Source organism: Mesorhizobium sp. M0052 (assembly GCF_040323255.1).
GTDB lineage: Bacteria > Pseudomonadota > Alphaproteobacteria > Rhizobiales > Rhizobiaceae > Mesorhizobium.
In genome coordinates this window covers 80,199-95,700 of the sequence record NZ_JAMYUS010000024.1, presented here as the reverse complement: position 1 = coordinate 95,700, position 15,502 = coordinate 80,199, and the positions used below count along the sequence as shown (strand labels likewise).

The window sequence follows — 15,502 nt, the reverse complement described above, 5'->3', positions numbered from 1 at the left end:
ACAAAAAATGCGGCATCAAGATCGAGGACATGGTCAAGAGCCGCTGGGTGTATCGCAAGCTGCGCAACTTCCGTGCCGGCATCGAAGCTGGCATCTCTTGCCTCAAACGCGCTTACGGCTTGGCACGCTGCACCTGGCGCGGACTTGACCACTTCAAGACCTACGTCTGGTCCTCGGTCGTGGCTTACAACCTCTTCACTCGCCTCCAACAAACCTGATCCCAACTCGGCATTGCTGCTGTCTCAGCCGGCAAACGCCGTCCGCGGTGGCCTGTGCTTGATCGTGCCGATGACACCATCCTGTCGACAATTAGTGCTCTTGATCCTGTCCTTGCCGTCAAAGGCGCCTTTCAGGTCCAGCACAAAATCTTGTAAACGCTGTGAAATACGCACGTTTATGGACGGAAACTAGTCTAGAAAACCCTCGGCAAACAGGCAGCGTACCAATCGGTTGAGCGCATTGCGCGATGCATCCTCCCAAAGCTGCGCCTCACGGGCCTGAGTTTCCGCCATTTGCCGCGGCAGGCATTCTCTTGTCCATTAGGCTTCCTCTCTGGCCAAGTGCTTTGCAAACACGCGGGGCGCTTTCTGCCACCCAATGCCGGCAGCTTCTGCTGCCTCGCTACAAGGAAGGTTCAAAAGTCGTGCCAACAAAGCAGAAGGAGCGTCAGAAAGAATGTTCCGCCTTATATTCAGAGACTTAAATGAGAGTGCATCAGCAACGAAGCCCACCGCCACCGTGTCGCGGACTCGACAAAAACGACAATTGGCGTCGGCGCCCAGCGTTTTCCCGGAACTAGATGCCGCTATTCCTCCTGTAGCCGGCGCGCTGCCGGAGGGATCAGTTGCCGCACGGTAGACGTTCCATTCGGAGATGAGCACGGTCAAACCGGCGCCCTCGCACCGCGTCAAAGGCATCATCGCGGTCCTCGGAAACCGGGCTGACGGTCAGGGCACACGACCCGGCGGCTATGGAAGCTGCGAAGGTGCTTTCGAGGGTCGGATGGTGCCGTCCGGCGCCTGCACCTCGCTGATATCGCCTGCCTTGGGCTTGAAGGCCACGCCGAGCACGGCGACGGTGCCCCCTGCCTCAACAGGTGCGACCGCATTCATCTTCGGACTACAGAACCCCGGAACCAGATGCAATCCTGTGGCCGGCTGCCCAACCCGGACCAGCTTCGCCAGCCACCCCAGCCGTAGGGCAAAGATCAAGCATGCACTAACGTTGAACATGGATCACTCGATGGGGGTCGGCCAGCCGATGGGCTGCTCACGGCGAAATCGTGCTCTTTGAAACAACAATGTCGCGCAGGTTTTACGATAACAACACACTCGATCGACTGTTTCTGGTCCAAACTCCGCTCGTGAAAGTGCGCCAAGCGGGAGTTTTGTGATGTTGCACGGCCGACCGCTTGCCTCGACGGAACTTCGCCTTAACCGGACCGGAAAACCCCTTTGTCCAGCTTTCGGCCGCGATCGGCATAAAAAAATAAAGTGAGCTATCAACAGCCCTAGAGCGAGGTAGGATAATGGACCCTGAGACCATCGGCTTTATGCCGGCCGTCGAGCTGGCACAGCTAATCCGCACCAAAGAGATTTCGCCGGTCGAGTACATGCGCGCCCTGCTGTCCCGCATTACCGAGCTGGAGCCCAAGGTGAACGCCTTCGCCTACCTTGCCGCAGATCGCGCGATGAATGATGCGAAAAAGGCGGAAACCGCCCTGATGAGCGGTGCGCGAATCGGACGGTTGCACGGCGTGCCCGTCACGATCAAAGATTCGATCACCAAGGACATGCCGACACGGAACGGCAGCAAGATAGTCGTCCGCGATCAGCCGATCGAGGATGCGCCGCTCGTGTTGCGTCTGCGAGACGAGGGCGCAATCGTCATCGGCAAAACCACCATGCCTGAGTTCGGCTGGACCGGTGTCTCGCGCAGCCCACTCACGGGCATCACCAGCAATCCGTGGAAGCTCGGCTACAACGCCGGCGGGTCCTCGGCCGGCGCAGGCGCCGCTGCAGCGGCGGGCTATGGGCCTCTGCACCAGGGCAGTGACGGCGCCGGATCGATCCGCATGCCCGCGCATTTCAGCGGTGTGTTTGGACTGAAGCCCAGTTTCGGGCGCGTGCCGAATTATTCACTGCCCGGAAGTGACATGACGAACCACAAAGGGCCGATGACACGCACCGTCGCTGACAGCGCACTGATGCTCGAGGTCATGGCCGGTCAGCATTTCCTCGACCACACTTCGCTCGAGGTCGGGCCCGCCAACTATCTCGCGCGGCTGCGCGACGGCGTGAAGGGCAGGCGCATCGCCTACAGCCCCGATCTGGGTGTCGCTCGCGTCGATCCGCAAGTCGCGGAGTTGGTGAAGGCCGCCGTCGCACGATTTACGGAACTTGGCGCAATTGTTGAGGAAGTACCCATCCCGTGGGCGAAGGACGGACCGGAACTGATCCGGTTCTTCTGGTCCGCCCACGCGACCGGCCTTGCACCGTACCTGCCGAGATGGGAGGCAGAGATGGACCCTGGGCTTGTCGCCTGCATCAAGCATTCAGAGAACGTCTCCGTCGCGCGCTATCAAGAGATGCGCGCGCGGAAGATGGTATACGTTGCCAACATCCACCGCTGGTTCCGCGATTGGGACTTTTTATTGACACCGTCCGCTTCAGTCGCCGCTTTCCCAGCCGAGAAGCTGATGCCCGATCATTGGCCAACGCATGCTTGGGACTGGATCATGTGGGCGGAGTTCTCCTACCCGTTCAACATGTCCTGGAACCCGGCTGCAAGCGTACCATGCGGCTTTACTCCGGCGGGGCTGCCAGTCGGACTGCAGATTGTCGGCAAACGCTTCGATGATCTCGGCGTGCTGCGGGCCTCGGCGGCATTCGAACAGTTGCAGCCATGGGCGAACAAGCGCCCGCGGCTCTGACTAGGCCCATCTGGTAGTGTCGTAATGGCGACATACCTCATGAAAGAAACTGGTGCGACCGATCTCGGAAGAGTTGCACCATAAGCGAGCGGCTTCGGTCGCCCTCATAGCCAAAGCCGGACGCGGTGAGCTGGCGACAGAGCAATATTCCTGCCAGAGGAGGGATCGGGAATTCAGCAATTCATGCATTATCGATGACGATGCGGAGAGAGGAGATGCTTCAGGCGGAGGAGGTGGCGGCGATGCTGCGGCTGCATGAGCTTGGCAGGGGAGCCAAGCGCCTGGCGAAGGCACTCGGGTGCGCGCGACACGGTGTTCTCGCAAACCCGTACGACGGACTGCATTTGACCGTTGGACGACTGGTCGGGGGGCGTTTCAGTCAGGGTTCAGAGGCTATGGGGCCTTTTTTAAAGGCCCGCGATCGCGCTGTCGAAGGCCTTATCGACCGGATTGCCGTACCATTTGGTGAGGATGCGGTTAGACCTTGCCAAAAAGCTTCGTTCCATGCGGATGTTGGCGCCGCGTCAACCAGGTCGGGATTCAGCTCCGAGGCATTGGTGACACCGACCATCCGGATACTGTGACGCCGACGCGCACGACGGCCTGGCCGATATGCTGCCGGACAAGAGCCATGGCATCATCAGGCGTGCTTGGCCGGGGAACAGCACGGCCCGATCGCCGGATCGAACGGTGACGGCAAGTGGATCGGGCGAACCTCGTGCTGGCGTTCTGGATGGCGACGATGGAGATCTCGGTGGTCCACCACCCATTGCCGACGGCGATTATGGCGTCGCCATCCGCCGCGCCGTGGTGACGGTTGCGAAGACAAGCCACAGCCTCGGCGGCAATGCGTAATGGTTCGACGGCGGCATGCTGGCGCCATGGTGCGAGCGTGAAAGCGCCGAGCAGCCGGTGCTGGATCTCGGACGCGACGCCGCCGACTGGTGGGATGCGGCGGTGCACGGAACGCTATTAAGGTTGTGTCGATCGGTGGGTAATATCACAAACCAGGTGGTCTTGCCTGATGTTCTTTCAAACACAATGCCAATCGCCGTCACCGAATACCAAAGATGAAATACAAGGTAGAGCTTGATCGACAGCGTGCCGCCCATGACCACGGTTCCCTCGTGCCTCGTTCCAAGCACGGATGAGCTGCGTCCCCCATCCCGCGGTCATCATGCTCGCGACCCGCTCGGTGGCGTGTCATGCAAGCCGGCCCAAGCGAATTGCCATCGAGATAGACCCGATTAGACATTCCGAATGAACCCGGTCACATTCGCGTTGGGCGGCAGTTAACAGCCGACCCCCGGTTTGCCGGGCAGCCCCCGAACGAACTTGGAGCGCATCGCCGGCGCGGCACGAACGTCGCAATCCGCCCAGCGTTAGCCGTTGCGAAAGGTGTAGCCGTACCCGCTGATCGCCGGCGCGCCGCCGAGATGCGCGTAGAGGATCCTCGTCCCCTCCGGAAAGAAGCCTTTCTGGACGAGGTCGATCATCCCTTGCATCGATTTGCCCTCGTAAACGGGATCGGTAATCATTCCCTCGAGCCGCGCACACAGGCGGATGGCCTCCTTGGTTCCCTCGGACGGAATGCCATAACGCGGGTACGCGTAGTCCTCGAGCAACAACACGTCATCCTCGACAAGTTCCGTTCCGAGCTCGACGAGCATGGCTGTATGTTGGGCAATGCTAAGCACCTGCGCCTTGGTTTGGGTGGGGGTGGCAGAGGCATCGATACCGATCACGTTGCGCTGTCGACCGTCCTTGGCAAATCCGACGAGCATGCCGGCGTGCGTGGAACCCGTGACCGTGCAAACGACGATGTAGTCGAAGGCAAACCCAAGCTGTTTCTCCTGGGCCCGCACCTCCTCCGCGAACCCGACATAGCCGAGACCGCCATTTTGGTGAACAGACGCCCCGGCTGGTATCGCATAAGGTTTGCCGCCCCTTGACTTGACTTCATCGAGCGCCTGTTCCCAACTGCGGCGGATGCCGATATCGAAGCCCTTGTCGACAACGCGCACTTCTGCTCCCATGATCCGGCTCAAGAGAATGTTGCCGACCCGGTCGTAGACGGCGTCCTCATGTGGTACCCAGCTCTCCTGAACCAGGAGACATTTCATGCCGATCTTGGCGGCGACCGCGGCGACCATCCGCGTGTGGTTGGACTGCACGCCGCCGATGGAGACAAGCGTATCGGCATTTGACGCGATCGCGTCGGGGATGATGTATTCGAGCTTGCGGAGCTTGTTTCCGCCGAACGCGAGACCGGAGTTGCAGTCCTCGCGTTTGGCGTAGATTTCCACCTTTCCCCCCAGATGCTTGCTGAGGCGGTCGAGCTTCTCGATGGGCGTGGGTCCAAAGGTGAGCGGGTAGCGTTCGAAATTTTGCAGCATGTTTTTCCAGCAACACGTGATCGAGTTGAATTGAGCTATGCACCCAGCCAGTCCAAGAGGCGTGTTTGATTTGACGACAGCTGCGCTATGAGATGTTGGAGAAGAGCCTCATCATCATTTCCAGCGCGTCGCACGGCGACGAAGCAGCCCGCATCCCGGCGTGCTGCGACGGCTCTCATGCCTACGGAGCCCAAATAGCTGCATCTCGCGCCATTAGACGTCCCGGAATGCGATCACCTCTGCCCATGTCAAGCACACCTATTCTTCAACGATCAGCCCAAGGTCCGTGGTTCATCGAAAGTGGCGGGAATCCGAGCTCTGATCTTGTCACGATCGCGCCTCAAGGGAGCAGCAGCGATATAGCTAGCATTTGATTTGGGAGCGAATCTGCCGAGTCACTCGTCACCTCATAGTGGTCTGGCGATTGGCATCCAACGTCCTCGCAACTGCCGAAATGCTCAGCCCTTTGCCCAGCTTCGCGAGCGAAACCCGACCGCCAGGTCAGAAAGAGCACGCTACCGAAATACGCCAGCTGAAGGAGCAGCGAACAAGCCAGCGTCGTGACGACTACTGTGCCGATGGAATGAGAAGCGAAGTAGACAGTCAGTGCGGTGCTGCACAGCACCAGCCCCAGGACGCGGCAAAACATTCTAAAGGCCAACGCCGTTCTCCTGGTTTGTCTCCTCAGATCATGCTGCGACCTGGTCGGCCGCAACATGGGTCTGGCAGTTCTTCGGGCAGACGCGGGCGCAGGCTCCGCAGCCAATGCAGCGGCCGGCATGATCGACGACCATGATCATGCGATTGAGCTCGCCATCGAAATCGTCATCCTCGTCGCAGGCGCCGAGGATTTCACCCGCGTCATCGACGCCGTAAAGATGCATGACCTCGCGCGAGCAGACTTTGAAACAGCGGCCGCAGCCGATGCAGGTCGCGCCGTCTATCGCCGTGAGATATTCCGGCATCCATCCGGAGCCGTCGCGGGTGGTGAATGTGCTCCTCATGGTAACTTCTTCATTGCAGCGAGCTCTCTCCTGGCACCATCCAACTCGGCAAAAACGGCCGACGCTCCCTCGGCAACTTCCTCTATCTCCGTCCATTTTCCCGGGAGATCCTCTGCAAGGTCGCGCAATTTCATCTTGGCAATTGCCGCGCGCAGTTGAAGCTTTCGGACTTTCGTTCCCATCTCATCCAGCTTTGACATAGATCCTTCCTCGAAATCGGTGTCTTCACGCCCGTGCCACGTCGCGATAGGCTTCGGTGGCTGCAGTCGCATCGTCGACCAGTTTCGTACCGGCCTCCGCGAGCTTCCTGAACGTCTCGAAGCCGAACCGGTGGATGTCTCGACAGAGCGACCAACCGCCCGCCAGTGAAGAGCAATCGCCCGAAGCCCCATGGGTCTCATCTCCATCGTTGGCGATGTCATCAGGCCGGAGCGCTCCTCGATCGTTGAGCCCGACGGCCGTGTAGAATATATCGACCTCCACAGCACGTCCGGATCGGGATCGCCGATAATGGGATCGCACGGCGCTGTTTTCTGGTGATGCTGAGGTCGCCCAGCAGTTCGGCGTCCGATTTGCCTTCCCGTGACGCGGAGGCAGCCTGAGCACGGATCAGCCGCACGAGGCATCTGACAAACGGGGTGGCAATGGCCCTCGTCCCCATTGACAGCAGGGCTGACCGCGGCTTCAGGCATTTCATATTCTCCTTATTTCAGTCCTCTTCCTCGAAGGACGATGTCTGTTTTCTGGGACGCCTACTTCGGGCACACTTGCGCAGCCGACGCATGGCTCGGCGCCGCTGATTCCACGCAATTGATGTCCCTCGGGCCGACCTTGAACACGTCCTCGACTGCGAAGTCTTCCACGCGAATTCGCGTCGAACATCGCTTCCGCCGCAATGCGGGAGGCCATGAAGATTCGAGCCTCGATCCTGCTGCAAACGATCGACCAAGTGCTGCATGGACCTCCTTGCTGCGGTCACGCCAGGGAAATGGACGAATTGGCCAGTAAGCAATTTCGACCAATTACCCTTTTTTATCTTTCTTCCTCGGCCGACCGCGCTTTGGCACCTTCGGGAAACTGTTTTGCGCAGCGGCAAAGAGAGCGCCGCAACAAGCCTTCGCACCCCTGTACTTGGCGAGGGCCTGCAGCAAATCCGGCAGATGCTGCTCTTTCAATTCGGCCGGGATAGGCTCCGGACCGTCCAGCGACGTCAGTGCCAGTTCGACCAACTCGATCGCGCGATCATTGTTGCCGTTCTCGTGATAGTACCGGGCGACCGCGGGATAGGATCCGAACTTAGGGCTGTCGCCTTGCGGGGGATTCAGCGCCAGGATCTGTTCGGACAGCTCCTTGCCCATCGCGAAGCGCTCAGCAGGGGGAAGGCGCGAATGGTCATTGGCCGGATGGAAAAGTTGGTCTAGCGCCGAAACTATCCAATCCTCGGAATTTTTGTCGATCGCGTCGCGAACCAACTGGCGCATCACGGGCAAGCCGGTCCACATGTCTTGAATTTTGTGAAGCAACAGATGTGCATGGGCTAGGCGGAAACTGAGGTCGTCCGGCATCAAGGCGATCCCCTCTTCGATCGCCCAGAGCGCCGTCTTCCAATCTTCCAGCTTCACCGCCGCCCAGAACCTGTCATCGATCGGCTTCTTCAGCGCTTGTTCGCGCGCCAGGGGTTCGCTTGTGGTGATCCGCTGCTGATCGGCGGCTTTCGCTTTGTTGCTGGTAGGCCAGCTGCCGTTGAACACTTTGGGCAAAACCTCACCGAGTTGGCTCGGATGACCGATAAAGGCGATGCAGCCGTCTCGGTCGACCACGAACGAAGTCGGAATCCCAACAGAAAAGCTGAGTTTCATCCAAAGCTTGTTCATTTCACCTGTGTGGTCGAACGCGATCCGATAGTTCAGATGCGAGCACTTTTCGGTCAACCAAGCTTTTAACTTGGTGCGAGCCTCAACGGCCGTTGGAGCGTCTTCATCAGCCACGACTGCGACGACCTCAAGTCCGCTGTCCCTGTATTTCTCCTGTAGCCGCATCAGATCGAGCATCTCCGCTGCACATAGTTCGGACCAAGTTGCCCAAAATTCGAGGATATAGACTTTGCCGGGCTGGAAGTTCGCAAGGGGCTCGCCACGCAGCCAGTCCTCCACTTTGATCGAAGGAGCCGGTGACCCCATCCGCAACATCATCTTGCCCTCCAAAGCTATTGCCAAAGGTTGCGTGACCTTATGCGCAAGCTTGTTCCCCTTTGAGACGGGGCACGAGGGTTCAACGAAGGGAGAGCATTGTTCGTCTTGCGCATCTGCGTGCAGTCAGCCTTCATTCAGTGTTGCTGAATATCAATTCGCAAAGGCCGTGCCAACGCGCAGCCGTGCGGTAAACGCTTGATCATGCTTAAAAAAGCTTCCAGGGCGCCCAGATAGCCGGTTGTATTAGTCGCGACATGTTTTCTGCCATTGTCAGGTCTTGGACACGCATCACATCACCCGCTTCGCGTCGGCACAGAAGCGTGGCCACGGACGTCTCGACATAGGGACGAACAGATGGACATCATGACTGCGTTGGCTAGCGCCAGCCACGTCATCATCGTCCGCCTCAAGGCTTGCTTGAGCTTCTTGCCGTTCCGGTCGCTCAGCGGAACGCCATTGCGATTGCAGGGGCCGCTCCCTCCGAGCATCGCCTCTGCCCTACCTCTTCCGCTTTGCGCTTGAATTCCTGGCCGCAACGCCAGAGTTTCACGATGAGGCCGGTCATGTCCGGCTGCGGGTCGCGAATAACGCCAGATTGACGTTGATTATCGTGGCTAAGAGGGCCAGGATGAGTGCCGGCCTGTGCCGGGCCGGTGAACTCTCCCAGCTTCCTGCTTTTGTTGTTCTGTATCCCTGTGCACAGGTCCTATAGGGACCGCCTGGTGCGAATGTGAGCGTGTGGGAATTGACCGGCCTCAAGGCCGCTCGGTCGCCACGCGGTGGGCCGGGCAGACTGAAAACGCCGAAGATGCGGCCGCCCTCGCCGCTGACCCGGCTACCATCCCAGACCATGGCAACGTGATTTATGCGATCGGTTCCCGCCGACCGCGGCAGGAGCCCGACCGTTCGACTCGAAGTTGAGGGCGTCGGCCACGGCACGGTCGTTGCGTTGTTAAGCTCCGGCCAGTAATGAGGAGATCATGATGGCGCGCATACGATGCCGCTACGGGTCCGAACTCGGCCTGCCGCGCTGAAACGACTCTCTTTCTCGACCTGACGCCGACCCGAGATCGGTGTTTTGAGCGCATTGAGGGCGCCTGGGCTTCTGCCCGGCCGTTTGTCTGGGTGTTACGTTGTCTCGGCGAGCAGACACCGAGCGCGTTAGAGGCGTCCGGGCAATGTTCTTCGCGACGGCGCTTGCAAGTTGCTTATGAGCTTCGCGAAACTTGCGCCTTTGCCGCGACCTTTCTCCGACTTGGCATCAGGATAGGTGACCCAGGGGAGTAGAGCTTCGAACAGCATCGGTGCTACTTCAAGCCCGTCAGCGAGCCAAAACAGCGGCAATGGCGGCTTCCGAACTATCCATCTCGTCACGCCACCGAAGAGCCGCTCGCGCAGCCGGCGGCTGCCATAAGCACCCATGACTATCATTTCTGCAGACGTGTTCGATTGCGTGCTGCGCGAGCACCGTGGCTGCCGATTTTCCGGCGCTCGCCAGCAGGTCAACGGACACCCGAGCACCGTGCCGAGTGAGATAGGCAGCGATGTCGGCTCTCGGCTCAGCGCCGTTTCCGGCGCAGGTCGTCTCCGGATCGACGAGTGCGACACGAACTTCCTCAGCACCGGCTAGCAGATTCAGCGCTTCCCGAACCGAACGGGACGCCTCCACTCGCGAATCCCAGCCGACCAGCACGCGCCGTGGAGACAGAGTTGCCTCAGCGCCCTCCGGCACGACAAGCACCGGCTTTCCGGTGTCGAACAGGCTGCCGTTGATAGCAAGGGGACCGACGTTAATGTCGTTGAGAAGTGCGGGGCCGACGATTGTCAGGTCGTTGCAGAGCGCCCGCGCTCGCACTGCGTTACCGACGCTGGCCTGATCGCAGTTGGCAACATCGACATCATAGCACCGCCACGTGGCTCTCAGCAGTTTGTGAATTTGCCTAGATGTTTTTTCCAGACTGGCCGCGTCCTGTGAAAATCTCTCAATTGGCCTGTACGGTTTTTCCCGTGCGGCAATGGCGTGTGCGCGTTGTCTAGGCCACTCGGGGATGCCATCGCCTAGCAGCGGAGGCGACACAACGAGCGGCGGAGGCGACATGATCAGGACGGACAAATGTGCGCCGACTTCGGCGCACAAGCTTGCAGCTGTTCTGACGGCACGATCGGAGTGGTCAGCTCCCGCTACACTGAGTAGGCTTTTGAAGGCCATCTGACTGCTCCCCCTGAGTATGTCGCGCCCGTAGCGCGTTTCGAAGCCGCAAGACTTGCGTTCCAACGAAGATGGACAGTGGCACACCATCCGTTCGCTATTCAGTCGTCCGGCTTCTCGAGCGAGTAGCCGGCAGACCTGACAGTACGAATGACGCTACCTGGCGAGGCCGCCTTCAGCGCCTTTCTGATCCGGCTGATATGGACGTCGACAGTGCGTTCACCGATATGGATATTGTCCGGCCAAGCCGCGTCGATCAGCTCGTCTCGGCTGAAGACCTTGCCGGGAGCCTCAAGAAATTGCCGCAGCAGGTTGAATTCGAGAGGTCCGAGATGGATGTCGTGGCCATTACCTCGAACCCGGTGAGCATCGAGCTTCATCTCAAGGCTGCCGCAACAGAGCCAGCTGCCGTTTTTTATCCCGTTTGAACCCGGCTGTGGCAGCGCCAGCTTCGTGCGTAGACAGTCAAGCAGCTTGGCCGGTGCGAAGGGCCGCACAAAGCTCTCGTCAATACCTGCCTTCAAGAGATCGAGGTGCTGGTTCTCGGCGCCGGGCGCGATCAACGCAATGACGGGCAGGCGGCCGGTCCGGGGCTCCCCCTTGAACCGGGCGCAGATTGTGGAGCCTGCCGCGCTTGATGGCCCGCAGTCCAGCACGACCGCCTGGAGCTCCCGTTGATCGGCCAATGCAAGTGCTTCCTTGACGCCGCCTGCCGGCTCACTCGTGAAGCCGTCCACCCCCAGAATGTGGCTGAGGAACAGATACAACTCCGCATCTTGCGAACAGATCAGTACCACTGGCTTCATCAGCGCTACCCCAAGAACCACATCGGCCTCGACCGCCTCGATTGAGAGGGCTGGCCATCGCATGTCCTCAAGACCTGACATGATCCCCGCGATCGAAAATCGGTTCCATCACGCCCGCGCCACCTCGGGATGAGCCTCAATGGCTGCGGTCGCATCGCCGGCCAGTTTGGTACCGGCCGCGGCCAGTTTCCAGAACGTCTCGAAGCCGAACCGGTGGACGTCGCGCAGGGTCTTTGACAGAACCACCAACCGCCCGGCCGTGAAGAGCACGCGCCCGAAGCCCTCATGGCTCATCTCCATCATCGGCGATGCCATCAGGCCCGTGCGCTCCTCAATCGCAAGCCCGACGGCGGTGTAGAACTTATCGAGCCTCCACAGCACGTCCGGATCGGGATCGCCGATGATTGGAATTGCACGGCGCTGTTTCCTGCTGATGATGAAGTCGCCCAGCAGCTCGGCGTCGGATTTGCCTTCCCATGACCCGTGGGAATCATTGGCACGGATCAGCCGCACGAGGCATTTGACGAACGGGGTGGCAAGGGCCGCCTCGTCCTCGGTGGCGGCAGGGCTAACCTCGGCGTCAGACATTTCGCCTTCTCCTCATTTCAGTCCTCGTCCTCGAAGGAGGCTTTCTGTTTAGCGACACCTGCCTGCGCCAGCACCTTGCGCAGCCAAGGGGGAGGACACGTCCTGAGCATCATCTGCGTGCGCAACAGCACCTCCTGGATGGTCTGGGGCTGCGGCACTTTGATCGGATGGATCTTTGCGGAAACAAGTTTGGCTGCCGAAGGTCCGCCGATCGCCAGACAAAACAGCAGATGACAGCCCTTCAGCGCCTCCACCTTCGGGGTGATGCGGTCATCGCCCTCAGTTCGGTGCTTCCCGCTCTCGTCGGAAACGTCATCGAAGGCCACGGCTTCGACGAGATTCCACTCCTCGCGCATCACGTCGTAGACAGCAAAGCGCCTGGCCGACCCGAAATGGGCGTTGAGGTTCTTCATGTCCTGCGTGGCGATTGCCACGCGCAATGCGCCGGCTTGGCGTTCCGGCTTCGGTGCGTGAACCTCGTCAGTGACGAGCGAGAGGCGACGAACGGAGCTCATCTGGCATTTCTCGCGTAAGGATTGGATCAAACGCCTCAGGCGTCGGCGCGCGCCGGTTGGCTTCAAAAATGTTGGCAACCTCGAAGATCAGGTCGCGGGTCCCCTGGTAGAGGATTGTGAGCTTGTTCTGGGCCCCGAGCCGGTCGAAGATCGGGAAGCCGACCCGCATGAGCGGAATGCCGAGACGCTGCGCCGCCTGGCGACCGTGGGAATGAGTAACGAGAAGATCAGCGCCGGCACCGAGAGCTTCCAAATCGCCGAGGTCGCCGATTTGAACCGACTGCGCCGGTACTTCCTCCAGAATTTTCGACATAGCGGCCGTTGTGACCGCCGCCGCGATTTCGGAGCCCATGGCGATGAAGAAGCTCGCGAGTTGGTAGAGTTGGTCTGGTTCAGCAGCGATCGCAATTTTCTTGCCTCCAAAGTGGAAATGTCCGTCGAGCAACGCGTCCTGCAACTGCGCCCGGCGACGGCGCACGCCAGCCGGCGCCGCCCTGCCCGAAACCGCGGACAGCAGCGAGACAAACCCGTCGGCGCCCTTCAATCCAGTCAGCGACTGGAACAGCACGTAAGGCACGCCGGTCAACCTCTGCAGCAGCTCGGCCGGGCGGCGCATATGCTCCCCGATCGCGACGCATTGCACAGCCGTGCCGAGTTCGCGGATGTCTTCGACGCTGGTGCCGCCATAGGTGGTCGTGACCCAGCGCTCGGGCACCGTTCCGTCGAGCGAGCCGGAGACGTCCGGCAGAATTACCGGCTTGAGCCCAAAGCTTTCAACCATCTCACGCAAATGCTCGATATCAGCCACAGTGAGGTTCCAGCCAGGCAGGATCACGATCTTCTTCGACTGCCGCGCCTGCTCGCCGGGCCGCGTAATCCTTTCGATCATCGCGGTGACAGCCTTGGCCCAGCCCTCTTCGATCGCGCCATCGAAATCCGGTGTGTTGGCTAGCACCACCTCCGTACCCGCGAGTTCTTCCCTGCGCTTCAGCCTGATATTGGCGATATCGCCTGCGCAGTCTTCGCCCCGGGTTTCCACCAGCGCCGTCGTGCAGACCCCGATCAGTGTGGGCTTTGTGCGGGCCTTCAGGTTGAGGATCGCCTCTTCCAGATGGTCTGCCCCGCCGAGGATCGTCGCCACCTCGTCCATCGCCGTTGTCTGCAGGGGGATGGCTTCCTTGAAATGCCGCACGAAGAGCACGAGCGCGAAACTGGTGCAGCCCTGGCTGCCGTGGAACAACGGCATCGCGCCGTCGACGCCAAGAAAGGCCAAGGCGGCACCCAAGGGCTGCGATGACTTCAGCGGATTGACCGCCGCCGCTTTGGTCTGGGGAAGGATGCGGACCATCGGCTCTCCTCAACACTCGCGGAAATCACCGGCCGTCGTGCCGGCGAATTCCTGGACAGCATGCAAGGTCGCGGTCTCGCTTTTCGTGCGCGGCAGTTCCTGCCTCACCGCAGGCTGGCAATCCCATGGTGCCGGTTCCCGCACCTGGCGCCAGATCGGGTTATGAATAGCGAGGTCGATCTGGCGTACGAGTTCCACCATGCCGTGATAGCCGGCGTACGGGTGTTGGCGCTCCTGGTTGATATCGAGCCAGGGTGTCTTGGCCTTCAGCGCGACGAATTGCGTACGCCCGCCTGATAGCAGGATATCGGCGTTGCGTTCGGAGAGCATGGCGTAAAGCTCGCGCGCTGCCATCTGCTCGAATATGTGGTTGTCGTCCTTGAGGATCTGCTTGATGCGCTCCTTGTCTTCGATGGTCGACTTCTTGACAGCGGTGCCGACGATCTCGATCCCGATCTCCATCAGTGCATGGACGACCGACCAGGACTTCACGCCGCCGGTGTTGAGCAGCACGCGCTTGCCTTCGAGCCTCGGCCGGTAGGCCGTGAGCTTCTTCCAAGCGATCGCCTCCTCCTCTGCAATCAATGCCTCGGTGCGGCCGAGGATCTCCGGATCGGCACCCTTCTTCACGAGCAGCTGAGAGATCTGTCGGAGCGCTTCCGAGGTGTCGCTGATGCCGTAGAAGGAGCCCTCGAAAAACGGGATGCCCCAGCGCTGCTCCATCTTGCGGGCGAGATTGATGAGCGCGGTCGAGCACACCATCATAGCCGCCCGGGCGCGGTGCGCGCCGCCAATGTCGACGTAACGTGCGTCACCCGGAATGCAGGCGCGCACCCGGATCCCGAGCCGATCCAGCAGCGGCTTCACCATCCAGAATTCGCCCGAGAGGTTGAATTCGCCAAGAATGTTGATGTCGTAAGGGCCGGCATCGTCGGGCTCGACCGTGCCGATGACATGCTCGAGCAACGCCTCGCCGGCAAGCTTGTTGCCGAGATTCTTGGAGCCGACGAAGCCCGGCGCATTGACCGGTACAACGGCCAAGCCGAACTTTTCCGCCGCGCGCTTGCAGACGGCCTCGATGTCGTCGCCGATCAGCGCCGTCACGCAGGTCGGATAGACGAAGATCGCCGGCGGCCCATACGCTTCCTTGATCTCGCGGATCGCTTTGAAAAGCTTCCGCTCGCCCTGGCCCATCACAACATCGAGTTCGGTGAGGTCGGTCGTGAAGCTTGTGCGCCACAGGGTTGGCCCGGACGAAGCCGCACCGCGGTTGTCCCAGGAATTGCCCTCGCAGGCGAGCGGCCCATGGACCAAGTGTGCGACATCGGTGATCGGCTGCAGCACGATCTTGGCGCCATCGAAGGCACAGCCGCCGGCCGCCGCGCCAGGGGTCAGTGGCTTCGAACAGCCCTTTTTGCGCGCCTTGGCATCCTTGCCGCGGTTTTTCTCGCAGGCAGGCTCGTTGAAGACATCCTGGATTTTGGCTCTGAGCAAGGACATTGCGTCGGTCTC

At 60.4% G+C, this 15,502-nt stretch carries 16 protein-coding genes and 2 pseudogenes; 3 read left to right on the top strand and 15 right to left on the bottom strand.

Annotated elements, in window-relative coordinates:
* Window positions 1-218 (top strand): transposase (locus NKJ77_RS26795; RefSeq protein ID WP_352535987.1); only part of this gene is annotated, 218 nt, incomplete at its 5' end.
* Window positions 219-968: 750 nt separating this feature from the next.
* Here NKJ77_RS26795 and NKJ77_RS26790 read toward each other — a convergent pair.
* On the bottom strand, window positions 969-1,112 hold the full coding sequence (locus NKJ77_RS26790) for a hypothetical protein (protein ID WP_352535991.1): 144 nt from the start codon (window positions 1,110-1,112) through the stop codon (window positions 969-971).
* A 416-nt stretch (window positions 1,113-1,528) separates the two neighbouring features.
* Between NKJ77_RS26790 and NKJ77_RS26780 the strand changes: the two genes are divergently transcribed.
* Window positions 1,529-2,932: an amidase family protein gene (locus tag NKJ77_RS26780; protein WP_352535986.1), complete on the top strand. Its 1,404-nt coding sequence runs from the start codon at window positions 1,529-1,531 to the stop codon at window positions 2,930-2,932.
* Window positions 2,933-3,339: 407 nt separating this feature from the next.
* Here NKJ77_RS26780 and NKJ77_RS26775 read toward each other — a convergent pair whose 3' ends face one another.
* Together NKJ77_RS26775 and NKJ77_RS26770 are read right to left on the bottom strand one after the other, a co-directional pair.
* Complete coding sequence (locus tag NKJ77_RS26775) at window positions 3,340-3,438, bottom strand: hypothetical protein (RefSeq protein WP_352535985.1); 99 nt, start codon at window positions 3,436-3,438, stop codon at window positions 3,340-3,342.
* A 34-nt stretch (window positions 3,439-3,472) separates the two neighbouring features.
* The gene (locus NKJ77_RS26770; protein ID WP_352535984.1) at window positions 3,473-3,565 is read right to left on the bottom strand and encodes a hypothetical protein; all 93 of its coding nucleotides are present in this window, start codon (window positions 3,563-3,565) and stop codon (window positions 3,473-3,475) included.
* Window positions 3,566-3,727: 162 nt separating this feature from the next.
* Between NKJ77_RS26770 and NKJ77_RS26765 the strand changes: the two are divergent.
* Window positions 3,728-3,910, top strand: a pseudogene (locus tag NKJ77_RS26765) (glycine oxidase); the annotation flags it as partial.
* 404 nt (window positions 3,911-4,314) lie between these two features.
* On the opposite strand, the gene NKJ77_RS26760 reads toward NKJ77_RS26765, so the two are convergent.
* The 12 genes and pseudogenes from NKJ77_RS26760 to nifE all read right to left on the bottom strand — a co-directional run bounded on the left by NKJ77_RS26760 (window position 4,315) and on the right by nifE (window position 15,490).
* The gene (locus NKJ77_RS26760) at window positions 4,315-5,328 is read right to left on the bottom strand and encodes a 1-aminocyclopropane-1-carboxylate deaminase (RefSeq protein ID WP_352535983.1); all 1,014 of its coding nucleotides are present in this window, start codon (window positions 5,326-5,328) and stop codon (window positions 4,315-4,317) included.
* Between the two features lie 340 nt (window positions 5,329-5,668).
* Window positions 5,669-5,977 carry an exopolysaccharide production repressor protein gene (locus NKJ77_RS26755; RefSeq protein WP_352535990.1) on the bottom strand — a complete coding sequence of 103 codons (309 nt, stop codon included), beginning with the start codon at window positions 5,975-5,977 and terminating at the stop codon, window positions 5,669-5,671.
* A gap of 40 nt (window positions 5,978-6,017) precedes the next feature.
* On the bottom strand, window positions 6,018-6,332 hold the full coding sequence (gene fdxB / locus NKJ77_RS26750) for a ferredoxin III, nif-specific (RefSeq protein ID WP_352535982.1): 315 nt from the start codon (window positions 6,330-6,332) through the stop codon (window positions 6,018-6,020).
* Entirely contained in the window at window positions 6,329-6,532 is a 204-nt protein-coding gene (locus tag NKJ77_RS26745; protein ID WP_023750068.1) for a CCE_0567 family metalloprotein, read from the bottom strand. The genes fdxB and NKJ77_RS26745 overlap by 4 nt, the downstream gene beginning before the upstream one ends.
* 25 nt (window positions 6,533-6,557) lie before the next feature.
* A pseudogene (locus NKJ77_RS26740) lies at window positions 6,558-7,024 on the bottom strand (NifX-associated nitrogen fixation protein).
* Window positions 7,025-7,354: 330 nt separating this feature from the next.
* Entirely contained in the window at window positions 7,355-8,524 is a 1,170-nt protein-coding gene (locus NKJ77_RS26735) for a TlpA disulfide reductase family protein (RefSeq protein ID WP_352535981.1), read from the bottom strand.
* Between the two features lie 1,321 nt (window positions 8,525-9,845).
* A complete protein-coding gene (locus NKJ77_RS26730) occupies window positions 9,846-10,733 on the bottom strand; it encodes a universal stress protein (protein ID WP_352535980.1) in 888 nt (295 codons plus the stop codon).
* A gap of 101 nt (window positions 10,734-10,834) precedes the next feature.
* Window positions 10,835-11,620: a winged helix-turn-helix transcriptional regulator gene (locus NKJ77_RS26725; protein ID WP_352535979.1), complete on the bottom strand. Its 786-nt coding sequence runs from the start codon at window positions 11,618-11,620 to the stop codon at window positions 10,835-10,837.
* A gap of 27 nt (window positions 11,621-11,647) precedes the next feature.
* On the bottom strand, window positions 11,648-12,127 hold the full coding sequence (locus NKJ77_RS26720) for a NifX-associated nitrogen fixation protein (protein ID WP_352535978.1): 480 nt from the start codon (window positions 12,125-12,127) through the stop codon (window positions 11,648-11,650).
* A 17-nt stretch (window positions 12,128-12,144) separates the two neighbouring features.
* Complete coding sequence (nifX, locus tag NKJ77_RS26715; protein ID WP_352535977.1) at window positions 12,145-12,642, bottom strand: nitrogen fixation protein NifX; 498 nt, start codon at window positions 12,640-12,642, stop codon at window positions 12,145-12,147.
* Window positions 12,608-13,990 carry a nitrogenase iron-molybdenum cofactor biosynthesis protein NifN gene (gene nifN, locus NKJ77_RS26710; RefSeq protein ID WP_352535976.1) on the bottom strand — a complete coding sequence of 461 codons (1,383 nt, stop codon included), beginning with the start codon at window positions 13,988-13,990 and terminating at the stop codon, window positions 12,608-12,610. The genes nifX and nifN overlap by 35 nt, the downstream gene beginning before the upstream one ends.
* 9 nt (window positions 13,991-13,999) lie before the next feature.
* The gene (nifE, locus tag NKJ77_RS26705; RefSeq protein ID WP_352535975.1) at window positions 14,000-15,490 is read right to left on the bottom strand and encodes a nitrogenase iron-molybdenum cofactor biosynthesis protein NifE; all 1,491 of its coding nucleotides are present in this window, start codon (window positions 15,488-15,490) and stop codon (window positions 14,000-14,002) included.
* Between the last annotated feature and the right edge of the window lie 12 nt (window positions 15,491-15,502).

Coding starts and splice junctions, on each gene's coding strand:
- NKJ77_RS26790 (WP_352535991.1), bottom strand. CDS start 1,112: ATGAATGCGGTCGCACCTGTTGAGGCAGGGGGCACCGTCGCCGTGCTC.
- NKJ77_RS26780 (WP_352535986.1), top strand. CDS start 1,529: ATGGACCCTGAGACCATCGGCTTTATGCCGGCCGTCGAGCTGGCACAG.
- NKJ77_RS26775 (WP_352535985.1), bottom strand. CDS start 3,438: ATGGAACGAAGCTTTTTGGCAAGGTCTAACCGCATCCTCACCAAATGG.
- NKJ77_RS26770 (WP_352535984.1), bottom strand. CDS start 3,565: ATGGCTCTTGTCCGGCAGCATATCGGCCAGGCCGTCGTGCGCGTCGGC.
- NKJ77_RS26760 (WP_352535983.1), bottom strand. CDS start 5,328: ATGCTGCAAAATTTCGAACGCTACCCGCTCACCTTTGGACCCACGCCC.
- NKJ77_RS26755 (WP_352535990.1), bottom strand. CDS start 5,977: ATGTTTTGCCGCGTCCTGGGGCTGGTGCTGTGCAGCACCGCACTGACT.
- fdxB (WP_352535982.1), bottom strand. CDS start 6,332: ATGAGGAGCACATTCACCACCCGCGACGGCTCCGGATGGATGCCGGAA.
- NKJ77_RS26745 (WP_023750068.1), bottom strand. CDS start 6,532: ATGTCAAAGCTGGATGAGATGGGAACGAAAGTCCGAAAGCTTCAACTG.
- NKJ77_RS26735 (WP_352535981.1), bottom strand. CDS start 8,524: ATGATGTTGCGGATGGGGTCACCGGCTCCTTCGATCAAAGTGGAGGAC.
- NKJ77_RS26730 (WP_352535980.1), bottom strand. CDS start 10,733: ATGGCCTTCAAAAGCCTACTCAGTGTAGCGGGAGCTGACCACTCCGAT.
- NKJ77_RS26725 (WP_352535979.1), bottom strand. CDS start 11,620: ATGTCAGGTCTTGAGGACATGCGATGGCCAGCCCTCTCAATCGAGGCG.
- NKJ77_RS26720 (WP_352535978.1), bottom strand. CDS start 12,127: ATGTCTGACGCCGAGGTTAGCCCTGCCGCCACCGAGGACGAGGCGGCC.
- nifX (WP_352535977.1), bottom strand. CDS start 12,642: ATGAGCTCCGTTCGTCGCCTCTCGCTCGTCACTGACGAGGTTCACGCA.
- nifN (WP_352535976.1), bottom strand. CDS start 13,990: ATGGTCCGCATCCTTCCCCAGACCAAAGCGGCGGCGGTCAATCCGCTG.
- nifE (WP_352535975.1), bottom strand. CDS start 15,490: ATGTCCTTGCTCAGAGCCAAAATCCAGGATGTCTTCAACGAGCCTGCC.